Raw genomic sequence first — 13,323 nt, forward strand, 5'->3', positions numbered from 1 at the left:
TTCAGTTCCTCTCGTCCGGGTGCAGCTCGGCGGCCAGGGTCCGGCCGATCTCGGCGAGCGATTCGGGGCTGCCCAGATCCGTGTGGGAGAAGTCGCTGTGGTGAACGCGGATGCGGCCCACGTACGGGGTCCACAGCCCGGGGTCCAGTACGGGACTGTGGTCCCGCCGTTCGCCGGCGCCGTGCTCCGTCCGCTCGTCCCGCCGGGCCTCGAAGAACAGCACATCGCCGGAGAACTTCGCGGGATGGAAGTCCACGGCGAGCGAGACGTTGTTGCGATAGACGTTGCCCATCCCGATCAGATGCTGTTCGGAGATCCCCGAGAGCAGGCTGTCGCCGTTCCGGACGATCTCCAGGAAACGCTCCGGGGACAGCTCGTCGGGCCCCGCCCAGGCTCCGGGACCGGCCACGGTGGGACGGATGCCTGCGAACTCCAGGAGCGCGCCGTACATCGCGCGCTCACCGCCGAACGCCTGGACCGGCGGCAGTTCGGGGACGTCCACCATGACGTACGAGTCAAGCATCGCGAGCAGCCCGACCTTCTGCCCCTGCTCCTGGAGACAGGTCGCCATGGCGTGCGCGACCATCCCGCCGAACGACCACCCCAGCAGGTGGTACGGCCCTTCGGGCTGCACCGAACGGATCTCGGTGATGTAGTCCGCTGCCATGTCCTCGACGGTGCCGGGGAGTTGGCCGGTACCGTCCAGGCCGCGGCACTGAAGGGCATATAGGGGCTGCTCGGTGCCGAGTTGCCGCATCAGGACGGAGTACATCCAGCCGTTACCACCCGCCGGGTGCACACAGAACAGCGGGAGCCGGCCGCCAGCCCCGGAGGCGGCCGCGGTGTGGACCGGCCGGAGCGGGAGCAGAGTGTCGAAGGCCAGCTCCTGGTCGTCCACCCCGATGTGCTCGACGAGCGAGGCAACGGTCGGCGCGACGAAGACCACCGAGGTGTCGACCTTTCCTCCCCAAGTGGACTCCAGCCGCCGGGCCAGCCGCGTGGCGAGCAGCGAGTGCCCGCCCAGGTCGAAGAAGTTGTCGTCGATCCCGACGGAGGGCAGGCCCAGTGTCTCGGCGAACAGGGCGCACAGGTGGCGCTCCTGAACCGTCCGCGGCCCTCTTCCCGCGGCCTTCACGGAGAGGTCCGGGTCGGGCAGCGTGGCATGATCGGTCTTGCCGTTCGGGGTGCGTGGCAGCTCAGGCAGGACGACCACGGAGGAGGGCAGGGCGTGCCCGGGCAGCGTGCTGCGCAACGTGTCCAGCAGGGTGCCCTGCAGGTGGGCGATGGTGGCCGCGGCGGCGGGGTCGTGCACCAGGTCCGCGGCGACGGGTCCGGCTGCCGGACCGGCCTCGTAGACATCGCGGAACCGCTCGGCGTCACCCGGCACCAGAACCGCGTCGAATGCGCCCTCGGTGGCTGACGGCGTTGCCAGCACGCGGTAGCCGAATTCCACGCCCCATTCCGTCAGCTCCTCGATGTGTACGCCCGGGGCGTCCGGTGCGAGGTCGAGCGCACCGATCCTGGTGGCGGGCGGCGCGGCGTCCAGCGTCCGTCGTACCGCCATGTCGATAGCGAGCCGGGCGTCCGGAATTCCGCATACCCGCAGGGGTGCTGGGGCGGCAGCGGAACGCAACAGCGTCATCAGTTCCCCGAGATCGCTGACGTCGGTGTGCCAGCGGAGCCGGATGGCGTCGCGTACGGACACGGCCGAGGCCGCGTCGTTGTGCAGCGTGACGTCGTAGCGGTAGCGGGTCAGTTCATTGTCGCGGCGGCCGGACTTGAGCCGGATGTCGACGCCTCCTACGGGCGGGCCACCGTGCGCGTCGAGGGTGGTGAAGAACTCGGGGGCGACGGCCAGTTCCTCGTCCAGCAGGGCGCGCCGGTCGGCGGCGAGGCGGACAGCGGGTACCGGTGTCATGGGGACTGCGGCGGCGCACTCGGCCGCGGTGAACAGCCGGCCGCGCAGCCGTGCATCGCGGATGTCCCCGAGGAACAGCGCACCGCCCGGGACCAGCAGCTCCAGTGCGCCCTCGATCACGCGGAGCAGATAGTCGCGGGAGGGGAAGTACTGCACCACCGAGTTGAGGATGACGGTGTCGAACGTGCCCTTGGCGAGCCCGGAGAAGTCGTGCGCGGCCTGCTGCCGCACCTCGGCCGTCGCAGTCGGCCCAGGGCTGCGGGCAAGGTCTCGGCGCAGTGCCTCGACCGCCGGCAGGGAGAAGTCCGTGGCCAGATAGCTCTCGCAGTGCGGGGCCACCTCGGCGAGGATCAGTCCGTTGCCGGCGCCGATCTCCAGGACCCGGGACGGCTGGAGTTCAAGGATCCGGCGTACGGTGGCGGCCCGCCACTCCACCATCTCCTTGTGCGGGATGGGTGTGCCGTCGTAGGTGCTGTTCCAGCCCGTGAAGTCCGCCTCGAAGGGCACCCGTTCGACGTCCTCCTCCTGGCCGGAATACAGACTCGTGTAGAGCGACTCCCACTTCTGGAGCAGGTCGGACTCGGTAGCGGCGCGGGCGGCGTGCCCGGCGCGGTCGTCGTGCCCGGTGGCCACCACCGCGCGGCGCGTTTCCGGCACCACGTACGCCACGAGCTTGGTGTCACCCGCGTCGTCGGTCCAGGGCCGCACCGCCGCGCTCGCGATCGAGGGGTGGCGCTCCAGCGCCGCCTCGATCTCGCCGGGTTCGACGCGGTAGCCGCGGATTTTGATCTGCCGGTCGGCTCGGCCGATGAACTCCAGCTCGCCGTCGGCGTTCCACCGGGCGAAGTCCCCGGTGCGGTACATCCGGCCGCCGTCGCCCGCGAACAGGTCCGCTACGAACCGGTCCGCCGTCGACGCCGCCTGCCCCAGGTAACCCCGGGTCACGGCGGGGCCGCCCACATACAGCTCTCCCGGCCGGCCCGGTCCGACGGGGCGCAGGGCGGCATCGAGCAGATGTATCACGGTGCCCGCGACCGGGCGGCCGATCGGCACACCGGTTCCCCCGCCGGGGAGCGCGCCGGTGATCGTCGCAGCAACCGTGGTCTCGGTCGGGCCATAGGCGTTGACCAGCGGGTGGAGCGCCGACCAGCGCGCCGCCAGGTCCGCCGGCAGAGCCTCGCCGCCACACCGGATCAGGGTGCCCGGTGGCAGGCTCTCACCGGGGGTGAGCACGGCGAGGACGGAAGGCGGCACACAGATGGAGGTGATGTGTTCCTGGTGGGCGAGGTGTTCCAGGGCGCGCCCCGGCCGCAGCCGGTCCGTGGGCGCCACCACCAGGGTCGCACCGCTGGTGAGCGCCTCGAAGAAGTCGTACAGGCCCGCGTCGAAGCACGGTGAGGAGAACTGCAGTATCCGGCTTCCCAGGCCGGCTCGTATCGCGGGCACGGTGCTGTGCAGCACACCGGCCAGGCCGGCGTGCTGGACCACAACTCCCTTGGGCCGTCCGCTGGTTCCCGAGGTGTAGACGATGTAGGCCGGGTGCGCGGGGAGCAGCGGTGCACGTCGCAGACCGTCGTGCAGCGGTGTACCGGAGCGGCCGGCGATCGACTCGGCGGTCCGCCCGTCGTCGAGGACGAGCAGGTCGCGGCGGCCGTGCAGCGGAGCCGTCGCGGCATGCTCCCGGTCCGTGATCACCACGGTCGGGCGCACGTCGTCCAGCATCAACTGAAGCCGCTCGCACGGATATTCCGGGTCGAGCGGGACGAAGGCGGCACCCGCCTTGAGCACCGCGAGCAGAGAGACGGTCAGCCCGACGGAACGCGTCAGCAGCACCGCGACGCGCTTCTCCGGTCCCGCGCCGCGGGCAATCAGTTCCCGGGCGGCCTGATTGGCCCACGCGTGCAGCGCGGCGTAGCTCAGCTCGGCGCCGGGGTCTGCCTCGTCGCCGGCCTGCCGCAGGGCTACCGCGCCCGGGGTTCGGGCCGCCTGCGCGTCCAGCAGCGAGGTGACGGTGACCTGCGGCATCGCGGGAGCGCCGCCCCGGTACGCCTCCAACCTCGCGTGCTCGTCCGCATCGAGCAGGTCGAGCCCGGCGAGCGTGGTGCCCGGGGCTGTAGTGAACGTCTCGACCAGCCGCAGCAGACTGCCCAGCATCCGTTCTATGACGTCCTCACCGAACACATCGGGCCGGTAGAGGAAGTTGAACTCCAGTCGGCCGTCCCGCGGGATCGCCATCAGCGACAGCGGGTAGTGGCCCGCGGTTTCGCTGGCGGCCCCGGTGATCTCCATTCCGGGTAGCGCCGAGCGCAGATCACCGGCGGGCGGGAAGTTCTCGTACACCATGGCGGTGTCGAAGAGTTCATCGGCGCCGACCGCGCGCTGGATCTCGGTGAGGCCGATGTGGTGGTGAGCCAGCAGACTTACCTGCTCCTTCTGAACGCGCTGGAGCAGGTCGCCCAACGATTCGCCGGGCGCGATCCGGACCCGGACCGGCAGGGTGTTGATGAGGAATCCGACCATCGACTCGACGCCGGGCAGCTCGGGAGACCGGCCGGATACGATCGCGCCGAAGAGCACATCCGTCCGTCCTGTCCACTCCGCGAGCAGCAGCCCCCAGCAGCACTGCATGAGTGTGTTGACGGTCACGCCCTGCCGTCCCGCGAACTCCGTGACCACGTCGGACTGTTCCCTCGTCATGCTGTGCATGAGCCGGGCGGGCCACATCGACGTACGGTGCACGCCCGGCGGAGCCAGCAGCGTCGGCTCCGGCACTCCACCGCCCTGGGCACCGCCGCCGAGGGCGTCACGCCATGCCTGGATCGAGCCGTCCCGGTCCTGGCGGAGCAGCCAACCGAGGTAGTCGCGGTAGGGGATGGGTTCGGGCAGCCCGTCCGGGCCGCTGTAAAGGGCGAACAGCTCCGGCAGGAAGAGCTGGTTGGACCAGCCGTCGAGCAGGAGGTGGTGGGCGGTGGCCAGCAGCCGGTAACGGTCTGCGGCCAGCCGCATCAGGGTGAAGCGGATCAGGGGCGGATCGGCCGGGTCGAACCGGGTGACCCGGCCCGCGGCGAAGATCCGGTCGGACTCGGCCTGCTGTTCACACTCGGACAACCCGGTCAGGTCCACCTCCGTGACGTCCGGGCCGCGCTCGGGGACGATCTGTACGGCCCGTCCGGACGGCAGCTGTACGAATCCGGCCCGCAGGTTGGGGTGACGGCGGCACAGCAGATCGCACGCCCGGCGCAGCGCGTGGACGTCGAGGTGTCCGGTCATGTCCAGCGTCATCTGCATGACATAGGCGTCCTCGCCCTGCCGGTCGTACTGACCGTGGAAAAGCAGCCCTTCCTGGAGCGGGGAGAGCGGCAGCACGTCCTCAAGGGCGGGGTGCCGCTCCGCGAGCCAGCCACGCTCCTGCGCGTCGAGCCGGACCAGCGGCTCCTCGTACGAAGCGGGGGCCGGCCGCGCCGCAGGTGCCGTGGCAGGGCCGAGGGACGGGGTGGCCGCACCCGCTGCGGGAGCCGTACGCGCGGGCGCGTCCGACCCCGGCGGCAGGGTCCGGAGCCGCACCGCGACCTCGGCCAGCCCGGCCGGGGTCTTGCGGTCGAAGACGTCCTCGGGCGAGATCACCAGTCCCGCCTCCCGGGCCCGGCGGACCAGCTTGATCGAGCGGACGCTGTCGCCGCCGATCGCGAAGAAGCTGTCCTCCGGGCCGACGGCGGCCCGTTCCAGCACCTGGGCGAAGACCCCCCGTAGCGTCTCGACGGAGGCAGGCGCCTCGGCGGGCTCTGGGCCGTCGGCGTCGGAGAGCTGCGCAGCGCGCGCCTGGAGGGCCGGCCGGTCGGTCTTTCCGTTGGGGTTCAGCGGCAGCGCATCCACGAAGACGATCGCGGCCGGGACCAGAGGGTCCGGCAGGTCGGCGCGCAGCCGTTCGCGGACCGCTCCCGGATCGGGCAGGTGTCCGTCGGCGGCCACGAGGTACGCGGTCAGCCGCCGGTCGCCCTCGCCGTCGTCGGTCGCCACAACCGCGGCGGCCGCCGTCTGGGGCAGGGCGCCGAGCCGGGCCTCGATCTCGCCCAGTTCGACCCGGTACCCGCGCACCTTGACCTGGTTGTCCGTGCGGCTGACGAACTCCAGCGCGCCGGCCTCGGTCCACCTGGCCAGGTCACCCGTGCGGTACATGCGGGCACCGGGGCCATCGAAGGGATCCGCGAGGAAGCGTTCCGCGGTCAGCCCCGGGCGGTTGGCGTATCCGCGGGCCAGGTAGTCGCCGGCCAGGTACAGCTCGCCGGTGTGCCCCGGAGGCACCGGGCGCAGTGCCGCGTCCAGGACGTGGCAGCGGACATTCGCGACGGGGGTGCCGATGGGCGGCGGCGCGGCGGCGCCCGGGGCAACCGCGGGACGGTTGCCGTCGCCTTCTGGCGTCCGGGGCGGGCAACGCCAGGACGTCGCGTAGACGGTGACCTCGGTCGGCCCGTAGATGTTGTGGACCGTCGCGCCGGGGGCCTTCTGCTGCACCTCGCAGACCAGCTCCGCGGGGAGCGGTTCGCCGCAGAAGACGTAGTGGTCTGCGCGCTCGTGCACCCATTCCGCCCCGGCGACCTTCCGGTAGACCGAGGGCACGGTGTTGATCAGGCTGCCCGACCAGTCCGGGATCTGGAGCAGCGAGAGCAGATTGCGCACCAGGTCGACGCTGCCGCCGACCAGCAAGGGAACCAGGATCTCGAACACCGACATGTCGAAGCTGAGCGACGTCGCGCCGAGCACCCGCGAGAAGGCCTCCGGGCCCAGCTCGTCGGCCGACCAGCGCGCGAAGTTGTGCACGGCACGGTGGGTGACGACCACGCCCTTGGGCAGACCGGTCGAGCCGGAGGTGTACATGACGTATGCCGCGTTCCCCGGCCGTACCAGGTCCGGCCGCACGTACGGATTGCCTGGCCGGGCAGCGAGTTCGGCGACGGTGGCGGGGGCGTCGAGCAGCACGCCGGGCGGTGCGCCTGTGGGCAGCCGTGCGGCCAGATCGCACCTGGTCAGCACGGCCTCGGGCCGCGCGTCACCGAGCAGGAACGCGATCCGCCCCGGCGGGTACTCGGGGTCGACCGGCAGGTACGCGGCACCGGACTTGAGCACCGCCAGCACGGCGACCACCATGTCCGGTGTACGCGGCAGCATGACGGCCACCAGGTCCTCAGGGCCGGTGCCCCGCCGCGCCAGCAGCTCGGCGAGCCGGTCGGCGCGCTCGTTCAGCTCGGCGTAGGTGAGCTCCAGGCCCTGGCCGCGTACTGCGACGGCCTGCGGGGTGCTGCGCACCACCGCCGCGAATTCGGCGGTGATCGTCGAGTCCGGTACGGACCGCGCGGTGGCGTTCAGCTCCTGCCCGACCCGGCGCAGCTCGTCCTCCGTGGCGAGGTCGAATCCGCCGATGGGTGATTCGGGCAAGGCCACCAGCTGTTCCACCAGTCGCAGCAGCCGGTGTCCGGCCGCTCGGCTGTCCGGGGCGGCGGGACCGGCGGCGGAGTCCCGTATGCCCATCCGCCATCCGCCGTCAGCCGTCTCCTGGGCACGTACGAAGAGCCCCTCGCCGGGCGCGCCCCAGGTACGGACGACGGTGCACCCGGAACCGTGCACGGGCCCCGGAGCGAGCTCGAAGGCGGCGATGGCGTCGTACCCGGCCGGCGCGCTCCAGGGCAGGTCCGCGTCGGCGAGGAACCGGTGCCGCCGGGCACGGCGCAGCGCGAGTCCGGCCCGCTTGGCCACCGTGCTGAAGCTCAGGTCCGGGGTGACGGTGAGCTGGATCGGCAAGAGGGTGCCGGGCCGGGCGGCATCGCCCGGGGTGCCTGTGTCCGTCCCGGCCGCCGTCCAGTGGCCGAGCACAAGGTCGCGGGAGCCGGTGAGCCGGTGTGTGTACACGGCCAGCGCAGCCAGCAGAACGGCGGCCGGGCCGCCACCGCTGCGCCGCGCGGCGCGGGCGAGGTTCCCGGGGTCGGCGCCGTCGAGCGAGTGGTGGCCGGCGCACCCCACCGGCTGGGCCACCGAACTCCCGGGGAACGCGAGCGACTTCGGCTCGGGGCCAGGCACCCCAGCGAGCAGCTCGCGCCAGTAGCGGTGGTCCGCCGCTCGTTGCGGCGATCGCCGGTAGGCGGCCTCCTCCGCGAGCCAGGCGGTCAGCGAACGGCCGGGTGCCGGGAGGGCCGGCCCTCCTTCGGCCAGCGAGGCGTAGTGCTCGCCCACTCGCGCAGCGATCACGGCCATCCCCGCCTCGTCGTTGACCAGCCGGTGGTAACGCTGGAACCAGCCGATCCGGCCGCCGGGGAGCCGGAACAGGGCCAGGCGGTAGGCCGGACCCGCGCCGAGATCGAGGGGGCGCGCGAGTTCGGCTTCGACCCATGCCTCGACCGCCGGCTCCCCGGCTTCGGGGCCGGTCCGGAAATCGAGGTCGAGGAGGTTGACGGCCAGTTCCGGTTCGGGCGACGGCAACTGCACCGGGCCATCGGCATCCCACCGGAAGGTGACATGCAGGCCCTCGCACTCGCGTACCGCACGCACCAGCGCCTCGTGCAGCACGGCCGGCCGCATCGGCTGCGGTCCATCGGCCCTGAGGTACTGCGCCACGCAGTCGGTCGCGCGCTCCCGGCCCTCCAGAAGAACGGCGTGCTGGGCCGCGCTCAGCGGCAGCGGAACAGGAGTGGTCATGTTGTCCTCGCCGTCCGTGTCGATGTCACCGATGCTTCGGTGGTGTCCTGGTCGATGTACTGGATCGCCACCTCGTGGACCGGCAGGTCCGGCTCGTCCAGCAGACCGCCGAGCAGCAGCCGGAGATCGGCGGCCAGTGCGGCGGCCGTGGCCGTGTCGAAGAGTTCGGGGGCGAAGGCCAGCGCCAGGGTCGGGCCGCCGCCTTCGCCGGGCCGCCACGACAGTGTCATCTCGGCTCCCGCGTCGCCCTCGGGGAACGCTGCTTCGCCGGGCGGTCGCAGGCCGTCGCAGCGCACCCGCAGGCCCGGTGAGCCGGTGGGCAGGGGTGGTTCAGCGGCCGACAGCGCGTTCCGGACCCTGCCGACCAGTGGCCCGAACTCGGGCTCGTCGCTCAGCTCGACCCGCACCGTGCCCGCCGGCGTCCCCAGGTTCACCTCGTCCTGTCCGCAGACCCAGGCGAGCAGCACCACCCAGCCGGCGAGGAGCGCGACCTGCAGGCATGTATCCGCGTCATCACCGCCGCCCCCGCACCGTGCGGCGAAAGCGGCCAGCCTGGCGGCCAGTTCGGCGTCCAGCGGCTCGCTCACCGCGTCGCTCAGGGCGATGGGCGATCCGGCCGGCGGGCGCGGCCGGTCCGCCGGAATCTCCAGCTCCGGGGGCGGTGCGGGGACGGGCACCGTCGCCGGGGCGGCTTCGGCGTCCGGGAGCAGCAGCTGAGACAGCGGACGGTCGCCGGCGTCCGCCGCCGCGAGTCGGCACAGCAGGCCGGCATACGCGTCGGTGAGTTCGGCGGCCGTACCGGCGGAGAACAGCTCCGTGCTGAACTCCAGGCAGGCATCCATCTCCTCGTCGCCGTCGCGGTCCGAAGTGACCAGGGTCAGATCGAACTTCGCCGTGCCGGCCGGCATCCCGCCGAAGAGATTGACGGCCGAGTGGCGCTCGTCGAAGTAGCCGACCGAGGCGCCGTCCATCTGCTGGACCTGGGGCAGTTCCTGGTGCACGTAGAACACGTCGAACAACGGGGCGCGGCTCAGATCGCGCTCCCGGCCCAGCGCATTGACCACCCGGTCGAACGGGATCTCCTGGTGTTCCAGCGCCTCCAGGACGACGGTCCGTACGTCCCGGAGGAAGTCCCGCAGCACCGGGTCGCCGGACAAGTCCGCGCGTAATGCCACCGTGCTGTTGAAGAAGCCGATCAGACCCTGGAGTTCGGGCCGGTTACGTCCGGTGGTGGGGGTGCCGACGACCAGATCGCACTGCCCGCTGTAGCGCGCCAGCAGCAGATAGAGGGCGGCCAGCAGCACCACGAACACCGTCACCGACTCGCGCACCGCCAGCTGCCGCAGATCGTGCATGACCCGCGCGGGGACGGTGAACGCGTGCAGGTCACCGGCGAAGTTCTTGCGCGCCGGGCGGGGGTGGTCGGTCGGCAGCATCAGCTGTGGCGCACCGCTCAACACCTTTGTCCAGTACTCCAGTTCACCGTCCAGGGCAGCGGACTCCAGAAGGTCGCGCTGCCAGCGCGCGTAGTCGCGGTACTGGACGGGGAGCGGGTCGAGCCGTGGCGAGCGGCCGTCCCGGCGTGCCGCGTAGAGCTCCGGCAGTTCCCGCTGGAAGATCTTCGGTGAGCCGCCGTCGTTGACGGCATGGTGCATGGTGATCTGGAAGACGTGCTCGTCCGGGGCCATCCTGACGACGAGCACCCGCACCAGTGGGTCGTTCGCGAGGTCGAAGCGGTGTTCCGCTGCCTCCCGCACCAGCTCCCGGGCGGCGGCCAGCGGATCGGGCGCGCCGGACACGTCGGCGTACCGGAAGAAGTCACCGAGGGCCGGGCGGATGCGCAGGGTGGGCGCGCCGTCGATCTCGGCGAAGTTGGACCGCAGCACCTCGTGGCGGGCGGCCAGGTCCTCCCACATACCGCGCACCGCGGCGACATCGATGAGCCCCCGGACGTGGCTGACCATCGGCAGGTTGTAGAGCGTGGTGTCCTCGTCGAGCTGGTGGTGGAACCACATCCGCTCCTGACCGAAGGACATCACGAGGCCGGATTGCGGAGCCACCGGGGGCAACGTCCCGGTGGGCGGGCCGGCTGCGGCGGGTGCCTGCGGTGACCTGAGAAGGCCGGCGAAGTCCGCCACCGTGGGGTGGTCGTACACATCCATGAGCTTCGGCCGGAAGCCGTACCGCGCCTCGACCCGCTCGACGAGTTGCAGCGCGATGATCGAGTTGCCGCCGAGCGCAAAGTAGTCGGCGTGGGGGGCGATCTCGGTCTCGGAACTGAGCAGCTCGGCGAGGACCATGCGCAGCCAGGTCGTGGGATCGGCGGGCTGCGCACCGGGCTCCGGTGCGCGTTCCGTACGCGTCGGGGGTGCCGCCGGGGCGTCGGGCGCCGCGGCACCGGACAGGGGGACATCGGGCACGGACCGCACCGCCTGGGCAACGGCCGGAGCCAAGGGTTCACCCGGTCGCTTCCGCACCGGATCCACATCCACCCAACACCGCGTGCCGTTCATCGGGTGTCCCGGCAGGCGCACTCGGCGCGGCGGCCGGTCCGCGGCGGTACCGGCCGGGCCCGCGTCCGGTCGGCTCACCGCCCACCAGTTCAGGTTCACGCCCCGCTCACAGAGCGTACCGAGCACGCCCAGCAGCCCGCCGGTGCGCTCGGAGGCCGTGATTACCTCGGCGTTCTCCCGCCCGGCGAGGCGCTCGGCGAGCAGTGCACCGAGGCGGCCGTCGGGGCTCGGTTCCACGAACACCACCGGTCCGTCGGACAGCAGCCGGTCCGCCGCCTCGATCAGCCTTCCGGCGTCGACGGGTGCGGCACCCTCACCCGCCGCCAGCTCACGGCCGTCCCGCTCGGTGAACTCGCCGCGAAGGTAGCGCGCCACATAGCGGGAAACCCCGCCGCTCAGCACCGCCCCGATACGGACCCCGTAACGGAGCAGCGCGGCATGGGCCGCCAACTGCCCGGCCAGTACGGCATGTTCCGGCATCGGGCAGAACAACTCGCCCGGCAGTGCCATGGGTTCCACACCCACCGGCGGACCATCCGGCGAGAGCAACAGTACGACCGCGGGTACCGCGGGCCGGGCGATGCCCCGAGCGGTCTCGCCGCCCAGAGGTGCCTGCGCCGCCAGCCAGGTTGCCTGAGCGGCGAGTTGTACGGCCAGCTCCTCCGTGTCCCGGGCCCGTACGGCGATGCGGTGCTCGTGGTGCGTGCGTCCGTTGTTGAGCGTGAAGGCGACGTCCTCGAAGCGCTGCCCGCCGTCACGCAAGGTGGTCCCGAGGCTGCCGCAGAGCCTGGCCAGTGCGGTCCGGCTGCGGGCGGAGACGGCGACCAGCGCGGGTGCCGACGGGCCGTTTTCCACCCGGCCCGGATGCTGATCCGGCCGCTCCGGTGGCTGCTGCACCACGCAGTGCGCGTTGATGCCGCCGAGGCTGAACGAGCTGACGCCGGCGAGCCGGTGCCGTCCCTCTCCCGGCTCCTCCCACGGCCGGGTCCCGGTGACCACCTCCAGCCCGGCGACCGCGAGATCGATGCCGCCGGTGGCGCGCGCGAAGTGCAGAGAAGGGTAGAGCTCACCGTGCCGGACGCTGAGTACGGCCTTGATGAGCCCGGCGATCCCGGCGGCGTGGTCCAGGTGCCCGATGTTGGTCTTCACCGAGCCGATCGGCAGCCGGGCGGCCCGGCTCCGTCCAGGCTGCTTACGCCGGCCCGCGAACGCCGCCGTCAGTCCCTCCAGTTCGACCGCATCGCCGAGCCGGGTGCCCGAACCGTGCGCCTCCACATATCCGGCCGACGCGGGATCGGCGCCGGCCGACCGCCATGCCTTCGCGATCACCTTTGCCTGGCCTGCCGCGCTCGGCGTACTGATGGTGGCGGCCGCGCGCCCGTTGTGGAGGGTGGCGCTGCCGCGGATCACCGCGTGGATGGGGGCGCCATCGGCGAGCGCCCGCCGTACCGTGGTCAGCAGGAGTACGGCCCCGCCCTCCCCGGACACGGTGCCGTCTGCCTCGGCGTCGAATGCCCGGCAGCGTCCGGTGGGCGACACCAGCTCGTCCAGTCCCTCGGTGTCCCGTGCGGGCAGGCCGCCGGAGCGGACGCTGACCCCGCCCGCGATGGCGTACTCCGCGTCCCCCGAGGTCAGTTCGCGGCTCGCCTGGTGGACGGCGATCAGCGACCCGTTGCAGCCGGAGTCGACCGCGTAGCACGGCCCCGCGAGGCCGAGGACATGGGCGATACGGGCGGGCAGCCCGAAGGGCACATTGCCCAGTGCGCTGAGCGCTCCGGGATCCGTGGCGGCCGCGTGGTAGCTGGAGGTGGCGGAGCTGAGGACGACGGCCACCGGGTGTTCGGCCAGGGCGGAGGTCGCGTAGCCGGCGTCCTCGACCGCCTCATGTGCGAGAAGCAGCGCGAGCCGCTGCTGCGGGTCCATCAAGGACGCCTCGCGACGGGAGAAGTTGAAGAAGGCGTAGTCGAAGCCGGTGATGTCGGCGAGGTGCCCCATGGGGAGGAACCGGGCTGCTGGGTCCAGCCCGGTCGCCGCCGCCCGCGCTGCCGGCATGGCGCCCACGGAGTCCCGGCCGGACCGGAGGTTGGCGCGGAACTCCGCCAGGTTCTCCGCGTCGGGGAACCGCACACCGATGCCGACGATCGCGATGCCGTCGTCCCTTACCGGTGCGCCGTCGACGGCGTGCTCCCGGTGTCGGCGTGGGTA

Annotated in this window: 2 protein-coding genes; both read right to left on the minus strand. The window is 72.1% G+C overall.

Going from position 1 to position 13,323, the window contains the following annotated elements; all coding sequences use genetic code 11:
• Position 1: 1 nt before the first annotated feature.
• A complete protein-coding gene (locus tag AB0C46_RS20205) occupies positions 2-8,605 on the minus strand; it encodes an amino acid adenylation domain-containing protein (RefSeq protein ID WP_362829241.1) in 8,604 nt (2,867 codons plus the stop codon).
• Positions 8,602-13,266 carry a condensation domain-containing protein gene (locus tag AB0C46_RS20210; protein WP_362829326.1) on the minus strand — a complete coding sequence of 1,555 codons (4,665 nt, stop codon included), beginning with the start codon at positions 13,264-13,266 and terminating at the stop codon, positions 8,602-8,604. Before AB0C46_RS20210 ends, AB0C46_RS20205 begins: the two co-directional genes overlap by 4 nt.
• Positions 13,267-13,323: the final 57 nt, after the last annotated feature.

Source organism: Streptomyces sp. NPDC048637, from assembly GCF_040650675.1.
Taxonomy (GTDB): domain Bacteria; phylum Actinomycetota; class Actinomycetes; order Streptomycetales; family Streptomycetaceae; genus Streptomyces.